Source organism: Pseudarthrobacter sp. NPDC092439, assembly GCF_044754945.1.
GTDB lineage: Bacteria > Actinomycetota > Actinomycetes > Actinomycetales > Micrococcaceae > Arthrobacter.
Genome location: NZ_JBIVQB010000005.1, coordinates 25,609 through 44,508 on the forward strand (window position 1 = coordinate 25,609; position 18,900 = coordinate 44,508).

Annotated in this window: 18 protein-coding genes and 1 pseudogene; 9 read left to right on the forward strand and 10 right to left on the reverse strand. The window is 67.0% G+C overall.

The window, feature by feature from the left end:
- The first annotated feature begins 1 nt into the window (after window position 1).
- Window positions 2-1,435 (forward strand): annotated as a pseudogene (locus tag ACIQCM_RS11740) (HNH endonuclease).
- 123 nt (window positions 1,436-1,558) lie between these two features.
- Entirely contained in the window at window positions 1,559-2,176 is a 618-nt protein-coding gene (locus tag ACIQCM_RS11745) for a uracil-DNA glycosylase (RefSeq protein ID WP_400607384.1), read from the forward strand.
- Between the two features lie 18 nt (window positions 2,177-2,194).
- On the opposite strand, the gene ACIQCM_RS11750 is transcribed toward ACIQCM_RS11745, so the two are convergent.
- The 3 genes from ACIQCM_RS11750 to ACIQCM_RS11760 form a co-directional block, all read right to left on the reverse strand.
- Complete coding sequence (locus ACIQCM_RS11750; protein WP_400607382.1) at window positions 2,195-3,442, reverse strand: type II toxin-antitoxin system HipA family toxin; 1,248 nt, start codon at window positions 3,440-3,442, stop codon at window positions 2,195-2,197.
- Window positions 3,439-3,705: a helix-turn-helix transcriptional regulator gene (locus ACIQCM_RS11755; RefSeq protein WP_400607381.1), complete on the reverse strand. Its 267-nt coding sequence runs from the start codon at window positions 3,703-3,705 to the stop codon at window positions 3,439-3,441. The genes ACIQCM_RS11750 and ACIQCM_RS11755 overlap by 4 nt, the downstream gene beginning before the upstream one ends.
- Before the next feature lie 198 nt (window positions 3,706-3,903).
- Window positions 3,904-5,244 carry a DUF4241 domain-containing protein gene (locus tag ACIQCM_RS11760; protein ID WP_400607379.1) on the reverse strand — a complete coding sequence of 447 codons (1,341 nt, stop codon included), beginning with the start codon at window positions 5,242-5,244 and terminating at the stop codon, window positions 3,904-3,906.
- A 125-nt stretch (window positions 5,245-5,369) separates the two neighbouring features.
- Between ACIQCM_RS11760 and ACIQCM_RS11765 the strand changes: the two genes are divergently transcribed.
- The 5 genes from ACIQCM_RS11765 to ACIQCM_RS11785 all read left to right on the forward strand — a co-directional run bounded on the left by ACIQCM_RS11765 (window position 5,370) and on the right by ACIQCM_RS11785 (window position 11,604).
- Window positions 5,370-6,080, forward strand: coding sequence for a FadR/GntR family transcriptional regulator (locus tag ACIQCM_RS11765; RefSeq protein WP_400607377.1), 711 nt, complete (start codon window positions 5,370-5,372; stop codon window positions 6,078-6,080).
- A gap of 17 nt (window positions 6,081-6,097) precedes the next feature.
- Window positions 6,098-7,129, forward strand: a complete 1,032-nt coding sequence (locus tag ACIQCM_RS11770; protein ID WP_400607375.1) for an asparaginase — start codon at window positions 6,098-6,100, stop codon at window positions 7,127-7,129.
- A 26-nt stretch (window positions 7,130-7,155) separates the two neighbouring features.
- A complete protein-coding gene (locus ACIQCM_RS11775; RefSeq protein ID WP_400607373.1) occupies window positions 7,156-8,574 on the forward strand; it encodes an aspartate ammonia-lyase in 1,419 nt (472 codons plus the stop codon).
- Window positions 8,575-8,584: 10 nt separating this feature from the next.
- Complete coding sequence (locus ACIQCM_RS11780) at window positions 8,585-10,093, forward strand: amino acid permease (protein ID WP_400607371.1); 1,509 nt, start codon at window positions 8,585-8,587, stop codon at window positions 10,091-10,093.
- Window positions 10,094-10,287: 194 nt separating this feature from the next.
- On the forward strand, window positions 10,288-11,604 hold the full coding sequence (locus ACIQCM_RS11785) for an ATP-binding protein (protein ID WP_400607368.1): 1,317 nt from the start codon (window positions 10,288-10,290) through the stop codon (window positions 11,602-11,604).
- A 6-nt stretch (window positions 11,605-11,610) separates the two neighbouring features.
- Here the strand turns inward: ACIQCM_RS11785 and ACIQCM_RS11790 are convergent, their stop codons facing one another.
- Both ACIQCM_RS11790 and gluQRS read right to left on the reverse strand, forming a co-directional pair.
- Window positions 11,611-12,228 carry an HD domain-containing protein gene (locus ACIQCM_RS11790; RefSeq protein WP_400607365.1) on the reverse strand — a complete coding sequence of 206 codons (618 nt, stop codon included), beginning with the start codon at window positions 12,226-12,228 and terminating at the stop codon, window positions 11,611-11,613.
- Between the two features lie 28 nt (window positions 12,229-12,256).
- Window positions 12,257-13,138: a tRNA glutamyl-Q(34) synthetase GluQRS gene (gene gluQRS, locus ACIQCM_RS11795; RefSeq protein ID WP_400607363.1), complete on the reverse strand. Its 882-nt coding sequence runs from the start codon at window positions 13,136-13,138 to the stop codon at window positions 12,257-12,259.
- Window positions 13,139-13,466: 328 nt separating this feature from the next.
- On the opposite strand from gluQRS, the gene ACIQCM_RS11800 reads away from it, so the two are divergent.
- Window positions 13,467-13,925: an Lrp/AsnC family transcriptional regulator gene (locus ACIQCM_RS11800; RefSeq protein WP_400607360.1), complete on the forward strand. Its 459-nt coding sequence runs from the start codon at window positions 13,467-13,469 to the stop codon at window positions 13,923-13,925.
- Window positions 13,926-13,931: 6 nt separating this feature from the next.
- Here the strand turns inward: ACIQCM_RS11800 and ACIQCM_RS11805 are convergent, their stop codons facing one another.
- The gene (locus ACIQCM_RS11805) at window positions 13,932-14,387 is read right to left on the reverse strand and encodes an Lrp/AsnC family transcriptional regulator (protein ID WP_400607358.1); all 456 of its coding nucleotides are present in this window, start codon (window positions 14,385-14,387) and stop codon (window positions 13,932-13,934) included.
- Between the two features lie 107 nt (window positions 14,388-14,494).
- Here ACIQCM_RS11805 and ACIQCM_RS11810 point away from each other — a divergent pair, with 107 nt between their 5' ends.
- Window positions 14,495-15,145, forward strand: coding sequence for a LysE family translocator (locus tag ACIQCM_RS11810; RefSeq protein ID WP_400607356.1), 651 nt, complete (start codon window positions 14,495-14,497; stop codon window positions 15,143-15,145).
- Here ACIQCM_RS11810 and ACIQCM_RS11815 read toward each other — a convergent pair.
- From ACIQCM_RS11815 to ACIQCM_RS11830, 4 genes are all read right to left on the reverse strand, one after another.
- On the reverse strand, window positions 15,142-16,119 hold the full coding sequence (locus tag ACIQCM_RS11815) for a tetratricopeptide repeat protein (RefSeq protein WP_400607354.1): 978 nt from the start codon (window positions 16,117-16,119) through the stop codon (window positions 15,142-15,144). The genes ACIQCM_RS11810 and ACIQCM_RS11815 overlap by 4 nt on opposite strands.
- A gap of 38 nt (window positions 16,120-16,157) precedes the next feature.
- Complete coding sequence (locus tag ACIQCM_RS11820; RefSeq protein WP_400607353.1) at window positions 16,158-16,661, reverse strand: DUF456 domain-containing protein; 504 nt, start codon at window positions 16,659-16,661, stop codon at window positions 16,158-16,160.
- 110 nt (window positions 16,662-16,771) lie between these two features.
- Window positions 16,772-17,968, reverse strand: coding sequence for an NADP-dependent malic enzyme (locus ACIQCM_RS11825; protein ID WP_400607351.1), 1,197 nt, complete (start codon window positions 17,966-17,968; stop codon window positions 16,772-16,774).
- Between the two features lie 281 nt (window positions 17,969-18,249).
- Complete coding sequence (locus ACIQCM_RS11830) at window positions 18,250-18,858, reverse strand: TetR/AcrR family transcriptional regulator (protein ID WP_400607349.1); 609 nt, start codon at window positions 18,856-18,858, stop codon at window positions 18,250-18,252.
- Window positions 18,859-18,900 lie beyond the last annotated feature (42 nt).

The following is an 18,900-nucleotide window of genomic DNA, read 5'->3' on the forward strand; positions in this document are numbered from 1 at the left end:
GATGCTCAGGGAACCAGCAGGGGTGGAGGAGGCCGAAAGCCGCGGCCTCCCCGCGGTTCCAGACGTCCTGGAGCTGTTGGACCGCGTGCCCGTTGCCGCAGAGGGGCCAGGCATGATTGATCAACTGCGCCTACTGGAAGATCTGAAATCCGCCGCCGCCGCGCTCCAGGCCCGGATCGCCGTCACTTTCGATGCTGCTGAGCGTCGCGCCCAGGCCGCTGCAGGCCTCCCTTCCGGTGAGGTGGGACGGGGTGTTGCGGCGCAGATTGCCTTGGCGCGTCGGGAATCCCCGGCCCGGGGCGGAAGGCTGCTGGGCCTGGCCCGGGCGCTGGTCACGGAGATGCCCCACACGCTCGCCGCCCTAGAGGGCGGACAGCTCAATGAATGGCGCACCACCCTTTTTGCGCGGGAAACCGCGTGCCTGCCCGCCGCTGACCGGTGCGCCGTAGACGAGGAACTGGGAGCAGACGCCGGCGGCTTCGCCGGCGCGGGCGACCGCACCATCCTTGCTGCAGTCCGTGCGGCAGCCTACCGGCGGGACCCACGGTCCGTCGCCCAGCGGGCCAGCCATGCCGCATCGGAACGCACCGTGAGAGCCTCCGGCCTGCACCGGACACCATGACCTACCTGACTGCCCTGCTTCCCGTCGCCCAGGGCGTGGCCGTGCATGCCGCGCTCACACGGGAGGCTGATTCGCTGCGCTCGGCCGGAGACGGCCGTTCCAGGGAACAGATCATGGCCGATTCGCTGGTGGAGCGCGTTACCGGCACCCCGGGAGGCGTCACGAGCATCGAGATCCAGCTGGTCATGACTGACCGCACCCTCTTCCAGGGCGACTCCGAGCCCGCCCGGTTGGCCGGTTACGGCATCATTCCGGCGGAAAGAGCACGTGCAGCCGTCACTCGCCGGTGCAGTACCCGGCACGGCGTTTTCCGGCGGTGCATTTTCCGGCGCACAAGGTTTCTCCGCCCGGGAAGAGATCCCGGCGCCGGACGCCATCTCCGCCCCGGCAGTCTTCCTCAGGCGGCTCTACACAGCCCCGGGTGGCGGGGAACTGGTTGCGCTGGATTCCCGGGCCCGGCTCTTTCCGCCGGGTCTCCGGCGCATGCTCCAGGTGCGCGACGACGTCTGCCGCACGCCGTACTGCGACGCGCCCATCCGCCACCACGACCATATCGTGGCGTGGTGCCGGGACGGTGCGACCACTGCCAGGAACGGCCAGGGACTGTGTGCAGCCTGCAACCACGCCAAAGAGTCCCCCGGCTGGTCGGCCGCGGCTGTGCCCGGGCCCCGGCACACAGTGGAGCTGCGCACCCCCACCGGTCACGGCTACCGCTCAACAGCACCACCGCTGCCGGGAACAGCGCCGCCGTCGGGAGCAAGGTCGCGGGAAACAGCAACACCCACGGATCACCAACTGCCGGTTCCCGCCTGACTCTCACGGCAGACGCCGGTTGAGAGGCGGTGCCTCCGGCTTCCCCTGCCCACCTCCAGCAGTGAAAGCGTAGAGTGGCATAAGACGCCTGATTCTGGACGCCTTGCTGCCGAGGGAGACATCGTGACGATTGACTGGGACGAAAAAAAGGCCCTGCTACAGGAACCGAACATCGCGAAGGTAACCCAGCTTTGCGATGAATTGATGGAAAAGAAGCCGGGCTCTACCGTCCCGTACATCGACCCAATCCACGATGAAGACGAATGCCGGATCGTCAGCCTCCACATCAGTCCGGGGAAGGGCACCGAATCAGGTTTTGTCTCCCATAACAACGACGACGAGGCCGCCCGGCGCGCCACCCAGATCTACGAATTAGCAGAACTGGACCCGCGTTACGTCATGCCCTGGAACGCCTACCCGTGGGTGCGGGATCCCGGCACGCCGTCGGCCCTGAGCGTGCAGGAAAAGACAGACGGCTTGCGCCCGTTCCGCCAGTTCCTCAAGATCAACTCCCGTGTCTCGGCAATCATTGCGCACGGTACGGATGCTTCAGCGTTCCTCACGCTTTTCGAGAAGACCTATCACTCGTCGCTGAAGAACAGCGGAATCAAGATCTACAAGGCCAGCGCCCTGGGCGGCCGCGCGTTTGCAGTCTCGGAGGCCAAGCAGGAAGAGCTCCTGACCAAGAACGTGGATATCTACAAGGACGCCATGCAGCGGGCGGGTATCCAGCACCTGTAGCAGCCTCCCAGTCCCTGCTCAACCCTCCAGCAGCCTCCGCCGGTGTTTCAACTCCTTAACCCACGCCCTTGTGACGAGATCGGGAAACGGCGAACCGCCGCCGTCGGAGGCTCCTGCCAGGCCTGCGCCGCCAGCAAAAGCAGCACCGGACTCAAGGTCACCGATGAGCGGGCCGGACGCTTTCAGGGCAGTATCCACCACCTGGGCGGCCGTGCGGTCGGTCAGGCCCAGCTCCGCGGCCCAGCCCAGGAAGTGGCGGCGGGAGATGCCCGTCCGCTTGCCGTTGAGGGCCAGCGCAAGAGTTTTGTCACCGTAGACCACGGTGGAGGGAATGTCGTAGACGGGGGCAATGGTCCATTCGCCGTGCGGCTGCTGGACCATTGAGACGTTCTTGGCATGAAGGTCGCCGTTTCCGGTCAGCCAGGCGAACGCGGCCTGAATTGCAAGGTTCCTGAGCGCAGGCATCGGCGCCGAGCAATAGTCGGCCAGCGCCCGGCAGACCTGGCCGTACCCCACGTTGTACTTGTCAGCCGGATAGAGCTTCAGCACTTGGGCTCCGTCCTCCACCGCCAGCCGCTGCACTCCCTGAAGGCCGCCACCGGGAAGCGGCACCCGGTCGAAGCGTTCCACCAGTAGCCCCGGCCGGCCGGCGACGTCCCGGATCAGCCGGACCCGGCTTAGCGGGATCCTCAGCCTGGCCGCATAGCGAAACATCGCCAGCTCGTTCTCAACCACGTGCGGATACTCGGGGGCGTTGAGTTTGAGGATGAACTGGCGGCCGGTGGCGGACACCGGCACCGAGATCATTCCGGCGGACATCTTGTCCTGAACGCCCGCCAAGGCCACCGGATCGATCAGGTCGGGATCCCCCAGCAGCTGGTCAAAGTCCACGGGCTGCTTTGGATTAAGCCGGACCGCGTGGTCATCGGGATCCAAGGGCTCCCCGTGCCCCACGATCTGCACGTCCCCCACCGGGTTTCCGCCGGCGGCGATGAGCAGGGACAGATCGTCATCAGCGCTGGTCTTGATGGAGCGGCGCAGGGCATTCAGGCGGCGGCCCTCGGGCAGGAGTCCGGTGAAGTACGGCGGGGCGGCACCTGCCGCGGACAGCACCGGTTCGCTGCTGAGCGGCAGGGACGTGGCGACGGCGGGTCCCCCAGTCTCGAGGTACGCGGGCAGGTAGCTGAAGCGGGTGCCGCCGTCGTGCCGTTCCAGGCGCGCGGCAAGGACGCCGGCCTTATAGATGTCCGCTACGCGGTGCCTCATTGCTCGACGCCGTTCTGGGCGGTGTGGTCCGCGTGCGTGCGTGCGGCCTGGCTGGTGCGGGTGCCGAGCGATAATTCCAGGCCCAGCGTGTCCAGCACTGCAAGCAGCGAGTCCAGCTGGACACTCGACTTTCCCTGCTCCACGAAACGGACAAAACGCTCGGAGACGCCTGCCATATCGGCGACATCGTGCTGGGTCAGCCGGAGGACTGCCCGGCGGCCGCGCACCTCGGCAGCGACTTTTTCTGCAAATGAGCCGGTCATGTTGAATTCCTTAGGCACGAACGTACCGATATTGATCTGGCTCAACTCTAGGCCGGACCGTACTTCCCCGCAAAGGGCGGATGCGGTACGAACGTGCCGGAACGGGTCCATAGGGGTTCATGCGCCTCCATATGGGGCACTAAACGCGCTCGGGTGATCACAGGTGAAATCACGTTCCAGGTAGACAAATCGAGTGCGTTAGATGTGCCGGTAGCCGAGGTGCCGGGTGACCTCGAGTGCCGAGCCGGGCGGGGGCGCCGCGTCAGGGCGCCAGGTCTTGCTGGACCTACCTCCGGTGATGAAGGTGCCGAGATGGTTCCCGTCCATGAGGAGTGTGCCGTCCGGTGCCACAACGCGCAGAGCGGTGACGTCCTCACCCCTGCTGGTGATAACAAACACCGTGCCGCTGGCCGTGATCTGCAGTTCAAGGCCAGCGAGTTCCGGGCTGCTGACCGGGCCGGGTTGGAACGGCACGCGTGTCGTGCGCACAATGTCCTCCGCGAGCACCCGGAAATCCACAAAGAGGGATGCGAGACCCCCATCGGCGGCCACACCCCAGTAGCAGGGGTACGCCCCGTCCCCGCTCGAGACCATGACCGCATCCGTTGCCTCGCCGGTGAGGCCGAACATTGCCCCCGGTGTTCCCTTGAGCAGTGCCGCATGATCTTGAAGCAGCTCCTCCATGCGCTGGGCCTGGCATTGCACCAGCGACCCGGCATCCAGGAGCGCAACGCTCCCGACGTCGACGCCAACACTGCGCGTGCCGTCGGTGAACTCGGCTGGATGCCAGCTGACCGCTGGGGCCTCCGAGAGCAGCAGCCGCACGGCGACAGTCGCTTCCGAAACCGTCGCAACTTCCACGGGGTACGCCCCCGGCACTATACGTCGCGCCAACGGCGCAAAGCGGGCGTCAGCAAAACCCAAGTCCAAGACTGCGAGCACGCCCGAGGCGCAGGTGAGCTTGCCCAGGTGGCGTGCTTCGATCGGCGCCTGTTTGCCAAATGATCCAGCCACCCGGCCAGCTGCGAACAACCCCGGCACGTCGAGCTCCAGATGGGCTGGCAGGTCAGGCAGGGCGGCCTCGGCCGTTGCACTGAGCATAAGCGCTTCAGCCCGGGCCGGATCGACGAAGGGGGCGCCCGGCGGATGGAGGAAAGTCGAGAGTTGGGAGATCCGCCAGCCGTCATCACCGCGCAGCAATTGGTACTTGTAGTAGTAGGGGCTGTTCCCTGCACTGTGGATGACTGAGCGCACCGTCGCAGCGTCCCCGTCCACCTCGACGTCGGTGATCAGCTCGGCGTCCGGATGATGCGCGGGATTGGAAGACAGTGCGCCTTCCCGGCCGGTACGCATTCCCGGCGTGCAGTGGGTCGCTAGCAAATCAGCCAGCTCGGCGGCCCAGGTTTCGAACACCCGGGGATCGAAACCGGAAGGGTCCGGCGACTTGCCCGACCGTTGCCATCCTGCGTGGAAATCGGCCACAAATGCCTCTACCCTGCCGCGGGCCTCCTTGCGGGTGACGCTTGACAGTTCCTCCATGGCAGGAGGCTACCGGGCGGGACCTTGAGACGGCACGGTTTTCCGGGATGAATTCTCAAAGTTCACCCCGGACCTTGGGCCCCGGGGAATTGACACGTCCTGTGACCCCTGCCATATTTAAACCCATGAACCTGTCAGACAGCCGGACAGCAGGACAGCCTGTGGCCTCTCCGCTCGCCCGCCTCAGCGCTGCCGAGGCGGTGTTCAACGCGATTCGCAAAGACATCGAAGCGGGCATCGTCCCCGTCGGCGGCAAACTCGGCGCCGAGGCAACGCTGGCCCAGCAGTACGGGGTCAGCCGTTCGGTGATCCGGGAAGCGCTGCGGTCCTGCACTGCGCTCGGCCTGACGGTCACCAAGACGGGCAAGGGCACTTTCGTCGTGGCCAACACGGTGGCCAATGACCTCACATTGGGCCAATACTCCGCCCGCGACCTCACCGAAGCCCGTCCCCACATCGAAGTCCCTGCCGCAGGCCTTGCGGCCGAGCGCCGGTCCGACGAGGAACTGGACACCCTCCGCAGCATTGTTGCCGCCATGGCCACCGAGTCCGATCCTGAATCCTGGGTGGCCCTGGACTCCAGCTTCCACGCTGCCATTGCCTCCGCCAGCGGAAACAAGGTCTTCGCCAGTGTTGTCGCGGAGATCCGCAGCGCCCTGGCCCACCAGTCCGAAACCCTGAACATCGTGGCGGACCGGCAACACGACTCCGACGTTGAACACCAGGAAATCCTCGCCGCCATCGAGTCCGGTTCCGCGGACGACGCACGGGCCGCCATGGCGCGGCACCTGGACGCCGTGGACCGCACCCTCGGAACAATCCTCAACCACAAGTAGCACCCGACAAGGAACCCATGCTCTCCCCCGCACCTTCCCCCGCCCTGGCTGCCGCCGAGCTTCCGCAGCATGCACCCCTCGTCACCGCCACCCGGGACGGCGTCGTGGAAAGCATCCATTACGGCTCCGCGGTCGCCACCGCCCCGGACGGCACCACCTTGGCCGCTGCGGGCGACCCCCTTGCCCCGTTCTACCCCCGCTCCTCGCTCAAGCCGCTCCAGGCGGTGGCCATGCTCCGCGCCGGCCTGCAACTTCCGGCGGACCTGCTGGCCCTCGCCTCGGCAAGCCACTCGGGCGGCACCCGGCACCGCAGCGGCACCCAGCGGATACTCGCCATGCACGGGTTGACCATCCACGACCTGGAAAACAGCACCGACCTGCCCTACGGCATCATCGAGCGCGAAGCGTGGCTGCAGGCGGGCCTCCACGCCACCCGGCTGACCCAGAACTGCTCCGGCAAGCACGCCGCCATGGCTGCCACCTGCGTCATCAACGGCTGGCCCGTGCGCGGCTACCTGGACCCGTCGCATCCATTGCAGCAGCTCATCGCCGCCACCATCACGGAACTGACCGGCGAGGAACCGCTCGCCCGCAGCACGGACGGCTGCGGCACTCCCCTGTTCGCGCTGACCCTGCGCGCGATGGCCCGCGCCTTCGGCCGGATTGCACGCGCCGCCGCAATCCGGAAAGACGCGGACGACGGCGGACCGGCCTCCCTGGGCGCCGAGGCCGCCGTCGGACTCGCCATGCAGCATCACCCCGTGATGGTGGCCGGCGAGCGCCGGGACGTCACCGAGCTGATGCGGCGGCTTCCGGGCGCCGTGGCGAAGGACGGATTCGAAGGTGTCCAGCTGGTGGGGCTCCCGGACGGCCGCGCCACCGCGGTGAAGATTTCCGACGGCGGTGACCGTGCCCGGATGCCCGCGACCGTCGCCCTGCTCGATGCCCTCGGCGTGGATACCGCCCCGCTGGCCGGCATCGCCGCAGCGCCCGTGCTCGGTGGCGGACGCCGCGTCGGCCTGCTGCAGGCCACCGACTTCCTGTCCTAGACCCCAACCCATTTCGTGAGGACCCCATGACCATCACAGACACCGCCGCGGAAACCCGGTCCGAGCACGATCTGCTCGGCGACCGCGATGTACCCGCCGCCGCCTACTGGGGCGTCCACACGCTCCGCGCAGTCGAAAACTTCCCCATCACTGGCCAGCCCCTGGCCTCCAACCTCCACCTGGTCCGCGGACTGGCCGCAGTGAAGCTGGCCGCAGCCCGCGCCAACCGGGACCTGGGCCTGCTCGACGCGGAACGCGCAGCAGCCATCGAACAGGCCTGCCAGGACATCCTGGAAGGACGCCTGGCCGATCAGTTCGTGGTGGACGTGATCCAGGGAGGCGCCGGGACGTCGTCGAACATGAACGCCAACGAGGTCATCGCCAACCGGGCCCTGGAAATCCTCGGCCGGCCGAAGGGCGACTACTCCCTGCTGCACCCCAACGACCACGTCAACCTCAGCCAGTCCACCAACGACGTTTACCCCACTGCGGTGAAGCTCGGCACGATCTTTGCCGCGCGGGAGCTGCTGGCCGCCCTCGAAGAACTCGAAGACGCGTGCGCAGCCAAGGCGGTGGAGTTCCGCACCGTCGTGAAGATGGGCCGCACCCAGCTTCAGGACGCGGTTCCCATGACCCTTGGCCAGGAGTTCGGCTCCTACGCCGTAACCATCGGCGAGGACCGGCTCCGCCTGGCCGAGGCTGAACTGCTCGTCCACGAGATCAACCTGGGCGCCACGGCGATCGGAACGGGGTTGAACGCCCATGCCGGCTACGCCGAGGCGGCCTGCCGGCACCTCGCCGAGGTGACCGGCCTGCCGCTGGTCACGGCACCCGACCTGATCGAAGCCACCCAGGACGTCGGCGCATTCGTGCACCTGTCCGGAGTCCTGAAGCGCGTGGCCGTCAAGCTTTCCAAGATCTGCAACGACCTCCGCCTGCTGTCCTCCGGCCCGCGCGCCGGGTTCGGCGAAATCAACCTGCCGGCCGTCCAGTCCGGCTCCTCCATCATGCCCGGCAAGATCAACCCGGTGATACCGGAAGTGGTCAGCCAGGTGGCCTACGAGGTCATCGGCAACGACGTCACCATCACCATGGCCGCGGAAGCCGGCCAGCTTCAGCTGAACGCCTTCGAGCCCATCATCGTCCACAGCCTCCACAAGAGCATCTCCCACCTGGAAGCCGCGTGCCGCACCCTCACGGCACGCTGCATCCGGGGAATCACCGCCAACACCGCCCATCTTCGGCTCACCGTGGAGCAGTCGATCGGCCTGGTGACGGCGCTCAACCCCCATCTTGGCTACGCCACGGCAACCGCCATTGCCCAGGAGGCGCTCGCCACCGGCAAGGGCGTGGCTGAACTGGTCCTCGAGCGCGGGCTCCTCAGGGATGCCCGGCTCCAGGAACTCCTCAGCCCCGAACGCCTGGCCAACCTGAGCACCACCTAAGGAACTCCCTATGACGAACTCCCCCATCACTGACCACACCATCCCGCCCCAGTCCCATGCGAGCGAAACCGCACTGCACGCCGAGGACAAGGGCTACCACAAGAACCTGAAGCCCCGGCAGATCCAGATGATCGCCATCGGCGGCGCCATCGGCACCGGCCTGTTCCTCGGCGCGGGCGGGCGGCTCAACGCGGCAGGCCCTTCCCTGGTGATCGCCTACGCCGTCTGCGGTTTCTTCGCTTTCCTGATCCTCCGCGCCTTGGGCGAACTGGTGCTGCACCGCCCTTCCTCAGGATCGTTCGTGTCCTACGCCCGGGAGTTCTACGGCGAGAAGGCCGCCTTCGTGTCGGGCTGGTTCTACTGGATCAACTGGGCTACCACCACCATCGTGGACATCACCGCGGCGGCCCTCTACATGAACTTCTTCGGCAACTACATTCCGTGGATGGCCGCGGTCCCGCAGTGGGCGTGGGCCCTCATGGCCCTGGTGGTGGTCCTTGCACTGAACCTCGTGTCCGTTAAGGTCTTCGGTGAAATGGAATTCTGGTTCGCCCTGGTCAAGGTCGCGGCGCTGGTCGCCTTCCTCGTCGTGGGCACCTACTTCGTCATCTTCGGCACGCCGGTGAACGGCCAGGAAGTGGGCTTCAGCCTGCTGACTGACAACGGCGGCATCTTCCCCAACGGTCTGCTGCCCATGATCATCCTCATGCAGGGCGTCCTGTTCGCCTATGCCTCCATTGAACTGGTGGGCACCGCGGCCGGCGAAACGGAGAACCCGGAGAAGATCATGCCGAAGGCCATTAACTCCGTGGTCTTCCGCATCGCCGTGTTCTACGTCGGCTCGGTCATCCTCCTGTCCCTGCTCCTGCCTTTCACCTCGTACCAGAAAGGCGTCAGCCCCTTTGTGACGTTCTTCGGTTCCATCGGCATCCAGGGGGTGGACGTCATCATGAACCTCGTGGTCCTTACGGCGGCCCTGTCCTCCCTCAACGCCGGGCTCTACTCCACCGGCCGGATCCTCCGCTCCATGTCCGTCAACGGCTCCGCCCCGAAATTTGCGTCCCGGATGAACAAAGCCGGCGTGCCCTACGGCGGCATCGCCATCACCGCGGGCGTGTCGCTGCTGGGCGTCCCGCTGAACTACCTGGTCCCTGCAGACGCCTTCGAGATTGTCCTGAACGTCGCGTCCGTAGGCATCATCATGACCTGGGCCACCATCGTGCTCTGCCAGCTGCAGCTCAAGCGCTGGGCGGACAACGGCTGGGTCAAGCGGCCGTCATTCCGGATGTTCGGTGCCCCGTACACCGGCTACCTGTCCTTGCTGTTCCTGGTGGGCGTGCTGGTTATGGTCTTCATCGATTCCCCCCTGGCCATGCTGGTCACGGCCGCCGCGTCCGTCCTGATGGTGTTCGGCTGGTACGCGTGCCGCACCCGGATCCGCGAGATCGCCGAAACGCGCGACGGGCACACCGGCCTCTCCCCCGTGGTCGCCAACCCGCCGGCGGCAACGTTCAAGTAGCGCCGTCACGGCGGAACCCTATGGCGGCAGCGCCCATGCCCGCGGCGACGTGACGTCTGCCCAGTGCAACGCGGGGTCATATCCGGCCCAATATCCGTCCTTTCGGCGGCCGGAAGTGACCCCGCGTTGGGTGCTCGCCTATGCTCGGCAGTATTGGCGCGCTGGCTCAACGACGAACCACGGGAGATACGCATATGACCACCTGGCGGATCAGGGACTTCCACTCGGCTGACCTGGACGGAATCCTGCACCTTTGGGAAACCCTCAAGGCAACCAATGTAGAGCCCGTGTACGCGCTGTCCGAGGTACTGGCATCCTGCGAAAAGGACCATGCCGTGGTGGCGGTGCTCGGCGAGCAGGTGGTGGGTGCCGCCGTCGGACGCGCCGCGCATGACCAGGGCTGGATCGTCTTCCTGGCCACCCTCCCCGAATTCCGCGGCCGCGGGATCGGCACCTCGCTGCTGGCCGCCGTCGAAAACCGGATGGCGCCGCACGGGTTGAACAAGCTGTCCGCGCTGATGCCGGAATCCGAAACCCGCGTGGAGCCTTTCCTTGGCCGCGGTTTCGCCCTGAAGAAGAACCTGCGGTACTTCGAGCGGACCATCCCCGTGCAGCGGCAGGAACTCGGGGCGCTCGGCCAGCTGGGCGGCCGCATCCTGGCACGGGACCTGTGGGAAAACGTGGCCGGCATGCGCCGGGAGAAGGAACTGCTGGAGCGGCGCCTGGTGCTTCCCCTGGCCGAGGCGGACCTGGCCGACGAGTTCGGGGTCGTGCCGCCGCGGGCCGTGGTGCTCTTCGGCCCGCCCGGCACCGGCAAGACCACCTTTGCCAAGGCTATCGCGTCCCGCCTCGAGTGGCCGTTCGTCGAAGTATTCCCCTCCAGGCTCGCCGCGGACCCCCAAGGCCTCGCCGGGGCCCTTCGCGAAACTTTCCTGGAAATCGCGGAGCTGGAACATGCCGTGGTGTTCATAGACGAGGTGGAGGAGATCGCGTCGCAGCGGTCCGGTGAGCCGCCGTCCCCCCTCCAGGGCGTCACCAACGAGCTGCTGAAGATCATCCCGGCGTTCCGTGAGCAGCCCGGCCGCCTCCTGGTGTGCGCCACCAACTTCATCCGCGCGCTGGACTCGGCCTTCCTGCGTCACGGCCGGTTCGACTACGTCATTCCCATCGGCCTGCCCGACCGCCAGGCCCGCGAAGCCATGTGGCAGCGCTTCATCCCAGCCCCCGTGGTGGACGCCGTGGACGTGGCGCTGCTGGTGGAAAAGACCGAAGGATTCTCCCCCGCGGATATCGAGTACGCGGCCCGCAGCGCCTCCCAGCGGGCACTCGAGAAAGCAGTGTACGACGACGGCGGGCTGGCTTCCGGCGGGACGCCTTCCGTCCGCGAGGCGGTGCGGAAGGGGCCCTCCACCCAGGATTACCTGGACGCCATCAGCGAGACCCGGACCACCGTCAGCGCCGAAGTGCATCAGGACTTCCTCGAGGACATCGACGCCCTGGGCCGGGTATAAGGGCCGCTAGGCTCCGCTTCCGCCGTCGTAACGGAGGTTCCCGTAATCCGTGTCGTCCGCCTCATCCAGCTGGGCATCGAACTGCTCCAGCAGCCACGGGTTGGCCCGGGCCAGGATCTTCCGGACCTCTTCCACGTCCACGGCGGCGTAGAGCACCGGCCGGGCATCCCGGTACTTGGTCACAGGCGGCTTGTCCGGCCACTTCGCCGCCAGCGCCTGGACCCGCTCCGGAAGTGAGTTATGCGCATTGTCCGCAATCTTGACCAGGGCTGCGTCGTGGTCCCGCGCGATCTCGGAGATCCCCGCCTGGTAGTCGTCCGGGTTGCTGTGCAGCCGGTTGGTTACCCGCTCAATGATGTCCACGGAACGCTCGGGCACGCCCATCTCCAACAGTGCCTGCCGCGTCATCGGCGTGTCCTCGGCGATGTCATGGAGATAGCCGGCAATCCGGATCTCGTCGTCGAAGTCCTCGAGGGCGTCCCCGACGGCAAGGACGTGCTCACGGTAAGGGCGCTTCAGTTTGTCCTTCTGCCGGTTGTGGGCCACCTCGGCCAGGACCTTGGCGGTCTCCACGGTGAACCGGTACTGCGGGGCGCTTGATTCTTCGGATTCTGGTGCGGACATGGCTCCACCCTACGCGCCGGCCGGGAGGTCAGGATCCGGGCCAGACCCATGGTTCCCGCGGGAGGGCCTCGGGCCGGAACCCCGCAAGCGCCCGTTCCAGTCTTCCGCCGGGGAGGCCCAGCGACTCTAAAAGCCGGTCACGCACTGCCTCTACCGGCACGCCGGCTGCGGCCAGGTCGCCCAGCGTGACGGCACCGTCGCGCTTGGCCAGCCGGGCGCCGTCGTGATTTACCACCAGGGGCACATGCGCATACTCCGGAACCGGAATATCAAGAAGCGCTGCCAAGTAAGCCTGGCGCGGAGTAGAGGAGAGCAGATCGTCCCCTCGAACCACCTGGTCGATGCCTTGGGCAGCGTCGTCCACGACGACGGCCAGGTTGTAGGCCGTCACACCGTCATTGCGGCGCAGCACGAAGTCGTCCACCGCCCCGGTATATGCCCCGCGCAGAACATCCCGGACGGTGTACTCCTGGACCTCCGCCCTGAGTCGGACCGCAGCAGGCCGGATGGACCGCTTGAACTCCAGTTCCGCCGGATCGAGGTTCCGGCAGGTTCCCGGATAGGCGCCCTGTGGCGCGTGCGGCGCCGAAGGGGCTTCCTGGATTTCCCGGCGGGTACAGAAGCACTCGTAGGTGAGACCGGCGGCGCGGAGCCGCCCGATCGCGTCGTCGTAGAGGGAACCGCGGGCGGTCTGGCGTACCGGCTCGCCGTCCCACGTAAGCCCGATCGCGGCAAGATCCCGCAGCTGCAGCGCTTCCGCCCCGGAGCGGGTGCGGTCCAGGTCCTCCACGCGGAGCAGGAACCGGCGGCCGGTGGAACGGGCAAAAAGCCAGGCGAGGATGGCGGTGCGCAGGTTCCCTACGTGCAGTTCACCGGACGGGCTGGGGGCGAAGCGGCCGGCTGGGATCATGGATCCACCCTAAGCCGCAGCAAGGCAAGAGCCCCTCAGCTACCGATAAAGCCGGTGCGTCCGGCGATCGGTGGCTCAGGGGCTCTTGCCATCGTGGTGCGGAATGACGATGCGTGAACAAGAGTCATCAGCGGCAGCCTCCTTGCGGGAAGCGGATCCAGCTGCCGGGTGGTGTACCGGAAAGCCTGTTAGCCCGCGGGCTCCGGCGGTAGCCGTTGCCCTGTTGCCAACATTTCAGCAGCAAGCCTACAGTTGGTGCAACGAGCCCCCACCCGATTGGTCAATTTGACCAATACTACAGCGACCGTTCGGCAGGAAAGTGATCAGATTGCAGCAACTCGACGCTACCGACCGTCGTATCCTCAACGCACTGGACGATGACCCGCGCGTACCGATCATGGTGCTGGCCCAGCGCCTGGGACTGGCCCGCGGCACGGTGCAGTCCCGGCTGGAGCGGATGACCGCGTCCGGCGCCCTGCGCCCGCACAGCAGCCGGGTGCTGCCCGCTGCGCTGGGCCGGGGTGTTGCCGCCTCCGTGAGCGCAGAACTGGACCAGAGCCACCTCAACGAGGCCATCGCGGCGCTGCGGAACATCCCGGAGGTACTGGAGTGCCACGCCCCCGCCGGCGACACCGACCTGCTGATCCGGGTGGTGGCCACCAGCCCGGACGACCTCTACCGGGTGTCCGAGGAGATCCGGCTGTGCCCGGGCATCGTGCGGACCTCCACCAGCATGTTCCTCCGCGAGGTCATCCCGTACCGCACCACCGGCCTGCTGCAGGCGTAGGCGCTGTTACACCGGGGGTCCGGAGTTGGATTTCACGGTCTTCATCACCAGCGTGGAGGTGAGCCGTTCCACGCCGGGGAGGGACGTGAGTTCAGAGTCGTAGAACCGCTGGTAGGCGGGAAGATCCTCGGCGATGACCTTCAGCAGGTAGTCTGGCGAGCCGAACAGCCGCTGCGCCTCCACGATGTTGGGATGGCCCGCGACGCGGCCCTCGAAAATTTCCATCGTGGGCCGGTCCACCTGGCGCAGCGTGACAAAGACAATCGCTTCAAACCCGAGGCCGACGGCGGCCGGGTCGATGTCCGCCTTGTAGCCCCGGATCACTCCGGACTGCTCCAGATCGCGCAGCCGGCGGTGGCACGGCGCCACCGTTAAACCCACCTGCGCGGCCAGGGCCGTGGCAGTCATCCGGCCGTCCTCGCGGAGGTGGCGCAAAATATTCCTGTCTACATGGTCAATCACGCAATAATGCTACTGCCCTGCTCGGAAGGGCGGCAAAAAAGGGACAGCACTTTCGCCCCGAAACTTCCTAAGGTTTGTGCAATACGACATCCCGACAGGAGAATCCCATGAACCCCGAGCTGTTCCTGGCCTTTATCGCGGTGGCGGTTGCCTTGGCCTGCACTCCGGGAGTGGACTGGGCGTTCACCATCAGCGCGGGCCTCCGGCAGCGCAGCTTCGTCCCGGCCGTCGCCGGCCTGTGCAGTGGCTACGTCCTGCATACCGTCCTGCTGGTGGCGGGCCTCGCCGCGCTGCTGGCCGGCATGCCCGGCGTGCTCGGCTGGCTCACCATGGCCGGCGCCGTGTACCTGCTGTGGCTGGGCGTCAGCACCCTTCGCTCGTGGCGCGGGGCCACCTTCAGTGCGGGAGCCGGCGACGAACGTTCCCGCACCGGGCGTTCCGGCGGGACCCAACTGAAAGCCTTCCTGCAGGGCGTCGGCACCAGCGGCATCAACCCGAAGGGTCTGTTGTTTTTCGTGGCCCTGGTGCCGCAGTTCGTCAGTGCGGAGGCAGCGCTGCCGGTTCCGGTGCAGTCGGGCCTGCTGGGGCTGACGTTCGTACTGCTGGTCGCGTTCATCTATACGGCGGTGGCACTGCTGTCCCGGACGCTGCTGCAGAGCCGGCCCGGGGCCGCGCGCGCCGTCACCCTCGCCAGCGGGGTGATTATGGTGATCCTTGGCCTGGCGCTGCTGGGCGAACAGATCCTTGCCCGCGCCTAGTCATCGCTGAGCCGGCGCCAGTCCTGTTCCCACATCCGGCGCAGTTCCTGGTCCTTGCGGATGGGCACCGGAGCCTCGATCTCCTTCTGCGGCACGGGATCCGGATGCTTCCTGCGCCAGTCCCGCGGATGGAGCGAGCGTCGGGAGGAGTCCAGGACCAGCAGCGCACGGTCGGTCAGCGCGTCATTCCGGAGCACATAGTGGGTCTTGCGGCGCCGCAATACTTCGGCGATGGCCTGCTGTGCAGCCTCGAACCGGCCTTCCCGGCGCAGTGCACGTCCGCGCACCAGCAGGAGCGCGGCGGAGAGATCGTCCGCGTTCAAAAGCCCGTCGGTCCAGTCAATCACGGTGCGGCTCCGGCCCAGCGAAAGGGCAAGGGTGCAGCGGGCCAGCGCGGTGGGGAGCGACGGCGGCAGCCCGGTCAGTGCCTCCAGCGCCGCTTCCGTCCGGCCGGTCTCGCGGAACGAATGCGCCAGCGCCAGGAAGACTGATTCCTCGCTGAAGAGGACGGGGACGGCCAGGCGTTCGGCGACCTCGACCCGGGTGACCACGCGCGTGAGGTAGGTGGAGGAGTAGCGGTTGGCGTCGTCGTCGTTCCTGGTGGCCAGCCCGCGCTGGAGCAGCTCCGATGCGCGCAGGTAGCCGCCGTGCTGGTAGTCGAGCAGCCCGGCCATCAGGTAGCAGAGGCCTGCCCAGCCGGGGTTGGCGCGTGCCAGCGCGATCAGCGCGCCCGGTTCTCGGCTGGTGAAGATGGCCTGGTGGACTGCCTTGGCGGGCCTGGGGAGAAGGAGCCGGGGGCGCGGGACCGGGCCGTCAACCGCCAGCAGCGCCGGGTGGCGGGTGCCGAGCACGCCCGTCATGAATTCACCCACTCCGCCGGCTAGGTCGTGGACCGGCGTGCGCACCTGCAGCGGGCCGAACGGGGTCAGGTCCCGGCTGTCCCAAAAAATCGGTGCAGTCTCGCCGGCGGTCATCTTCCTATCGTAGCGGCGCCCCCGACTGCGGCCACGGGTCAGCCGTTCAGCGCCGCCACCCATACGCCCGCCACCCACGTGCTCGCGGCGAGGCAGGCCAGTCCAAACTCGGCAAGCATGCCCAGGCCGGTCGCCTTGAGCGCCGCCCAGCTGGACGTGGCCGCCGTGCCAAGGTTCCGCGTCCTGGCCACTTCACTGAGCAGCAGCCCGGCCGCGAAACCGATGAACAGGCCGGCCACGGGAATGATGAACATGCCCACAACACCTGCCACGATGCCCACGACGATGCTGTGCCCGGGAATCGCGTGCTGCTTCAGCTTCCGGCCGGTCAGCACGGCACTGGCGGCCATCCCCGCGGCAACGAACAGCATGCCGACGGCTAACACCACCCACCCGACGGTGCCCGCACCGCCCCAGATGGCCCACGTGAGGAGGGCAGCCCCGATCAGGATGCTGCCGGGCAGGACCGGAATGACGGTACCCGCCACCCCCACCAGGATCGCCAGGCCGCACAGGATAGTCACCACGGTCTCGGAGTTCATGGGCTTCAGTCTAGGGCCGGCGGCGGGTGGCACTTTCCGGTGCTGACGCACGACGGCGGCGCCTCCTTGCGTGAGGAGGCGCCGCCGTCGTACTCATCCCCCTGGAGTGCTTATTCGGCAGCGGCTGCTGCAACCGCCGCGGTGACGGCGGGAGCGACGCGCGGGTCCAGCGGGCTGGGGACGATGTAGTCAGCCGAGAGGTCCTCCGCCGCGAGTTCCGCGATGGCGTTCGCCGCGGCGAGCTTCATGGCCGGGGTGATGCGCCGGGCGCCGGCATCCAGCGCGCCACGGAAGATTCCGGGGAAGGCCAGGACGTTGTTGATCTGGTTGGGGAAGTCGCTGCGGCCCGTGGCCACCACCGCCGCGTACTTGGCGGCGACCTCGGGGAGGACTTCGGGGTCCGGGTTGGACAGCGCGAACACGATGGCGTCCTGGTTCATGAGCTGCAGGTGCTCCTCGGCCAGCTTCGAGGACGAGACACCAATGAAGACGTCAGCCCCGGCCAGTGCCTCGGCCGGTCCGCCGCTGATGCCGCGGGGGTTGCTCCGTCCGGCGATGTCCGCCTTCTTGCTGCCTGCATCGGCGGCAAGATCTGGGCGTCCGCTGTTGATGACACCGCGGGAGTCCAGCAGCACCACATCCGGGATGCCGGCAGCCAGGAGGATTTCGGCTACGGCGACGCCCGCGGCGCCGGCGCCCGAAACAACGATCCTGAGGCCTTCCAGCCCGCGGCCGGTCACCTTGGCGGCGTTGGTGAGGGCAGCCAGGGCAACGACGGCGGTGCCGTGCTGGTCATCGTGCATGACCGGGCAGTCGAGGGCCTCGATGAGCTTTTCTTCGAGCTCGAAGCAGCGCGGGGCGGAGATGTCCTCCAGGTTCACGGCTCCGAAGCTGGGGCGCAGGCGGACGAGGGTTTCCACGATCTCGTCCACATCCGTGGTGTTGAGGACCAGCGGAATGGAGTCGAGATCGCCGAAGGTCTTGAAGAGGGCGGACTTGCCCTCCATGACGGGAAGGGACGCGCTGGCGCCGATGTTGCCCAGGCCCAGGACGGCCGTGCCGTCGCTGACCACGACGACGAGGCGCTCGGCCCAGGTCAGGGTGCGGGCGAGTTCGGGTGTGGCGTGGATGGCCCGGCTGACCTCGGCTACACCCGGCGTGTAGGCGATGGAAAGGTCGCGTTTGTTGGACAGCGGAACGGTGCTGCTGACTGAGAGCTTGCCGCCCTGGTGGGCTTCGAAGATCTCTGCCTCGGTCAACGCGGTGGCTGCGGAATTGTCGGTGGTGCTGATGGCGTCAATGGACACGTCGTTGTCTCCTGGTGCTGGCCGTCTACAGACGGCACGTGGCGGCTGCGGCGCACGGGCGCCGGCGAGGAAAAGTTGCGTCAGGAAACCCAGGGGTGGCGGGTCCGTGGAAGCTGCGGGGATGCGCCCTGTGGCTTCGCTTTCAGCAATCGTAGGCAAGCGAAAAACGGAGGGCTTCCCTCTTGACACGCTTAACCCCAAGCCAAACCGTTTTATCGCGCCCGGATGTGACTTAGGTCATGCGATTATGGCGGATTTATTGCCTGCTTGGTCTAGACCGGTTACGCGCTTTGATGGAGTGTGTAGCCCACGCGGTCTTCCGATGAGAGGTGCGAACACGCCTTCTTGAGGTCCTCTTCGGCCTCAAAGAGGGACAACCGGCGGTTTCGGACGGACTGGACCAGACCAGTGACCGCCAGGAGCAGAATGCGTGCCGAGGTCCGGTCGCCACAGGCTTCCGCAACCGCACGCTCACTGAGCTCGTCGATCTCGCGCAGCAGGGCCGTGGCATCATGGTGCGGCAGGTAGACGCCGCGGCTGAGGCACTGTTCGACGGCCGGCTGCATGACCCGCATGTGGAAGATCTCCATCACCAGCCCCGTGAGCCCGCGGCCCCTGAAACGCGGCGTGAGTACCCGGCTCCCGGCCGCCAGCTCCTCAAGCTGATGGCGGTACAGGGCCAGCATCAGGTGCGTCCGCGTGGGAAAGTAGCGGTACATGGTGCCCAGCGGAACGTCGGCCTGGGCCGCCACGTCGGTAAGCTCCACGTCGCACAGCCCCTTACGGGCGAAACTGCCTGCCACCTCCAGAATGCGGGAGTAGCGCAGCCGCTGCCTCGGAGCGGAGGGTCGGGCGGCCATGGGCGGATGATCTGGAAAAGTCTCAGGCATCGTGTTCCGGGGTTGGTTTCGACGTTTGCAGCAGTCGGGACC

Excerpts from the sequence above, each read along its gene's own strand:
- ACIQCM_RS11750 (WP_400607382.1), bottom strand. The coding sequence starts at position 3,442 with ATGAGGCACCGCGTAGCGGACATCTATAAGGCCGGCGTCCTTGCCGCG.
- ACIQCM_RS11755 (WP_400607381.1), bottom strand. The coding sequence starts at position 3,705 with ATGACCGGCTCATTTGCAGAAAAAGTCGCTGCCGAGGTGCGCGGCCGC.
- ACIQCM_RS11760 (WP_400607379.1), bottom strand. The coding sequence starts at position 5,244 with ATGGAGGAACTGTCAAGCGTCACCCGCAAGGAGGCCCGCGGCAGGGTA.
- ACIQCM_RS11765 (WP_400607377.1), top strand. The coding sequence starts at position 5,370 with ATGAACCTGTCAGACAGCCGGACAGCAGGACAGCCTGTGGCCTCTCCG.
- ACIQCM_RS11770 (WP_400607375.1), top strand. The coding sequence starts at position 6,098 with ATGCTCTCCCCCGCACCTTCCCCCGCCCTGGCTGCCGCCGAGCTTCCG.
- ACIQCM_RS11775 (WP_400607373.1), top strand. The coding sequence starts at position 7,156 with ATGACCATCACAGACACCGCCGCGGAAACCCGGTCCGAGCACGATCTG.
- ACIQCM_RS11780 (WP_400607371.1), top strand. The coding sequence starts at position 8,585 with ATGACGAACTCCCCCATCACTGACCACACCATCCCGCCCCAGTCCCAT.
- ACIQCM_RS11785 (WP_400607368.1), top strand. The coding sequence starts at position 10,288 with ATGACCACCTGGCGGATCAGGGACTTCCACTCGGCTGACCTGGACGGA.
- ACIQCM_RS11790 (WP_400607365.1), bottom strand. The coding sequence starts at position 12,228 with ATGTCCGCACCAGAATCCGAAGAATCAAGCGCCCCGCAGTACCGGTTC.
- gluQRS (WP_400607363.1), bottom strand. The coding sequence starts at position 13,138 with ATGATCCCAGCCGGCCGCTTCGCCCCCAGCCCGTCCGGTGAACTGCAC.
- ACIQCM_RS11810 (WP_400607356.1), top strand. The coding sequence starts at position 14,495 with ATGAACCCCGAGCTGTTCCTGGCCTTTATCGCGGTGGCGGTTGCCTTG.
- ACIQCM_RS11815 (WP_400607354.1), bottom strand. The coding sequence starts at position 16,119 with ATGACCGCCGGCGAGACTGCACCGATTTTTTGGGACAGCCGGGACCTG.
- ACIQCM_RS11820 (WP_400607353.1), bottom strand. The coding sequence starts at position 16,661 with ATGAACTCCGAGACCGTGGTGACTATCCTGTGCGGCCTGGCGATCCTG.
- ACIQCM_RS11830 (WP_400607349.1), bottom strand. The coding sequence starts at position 18,858 with ATGCCTGAGACTTTTCCAGATCATCCGCCCATGGCCGCCCGACCCTCC.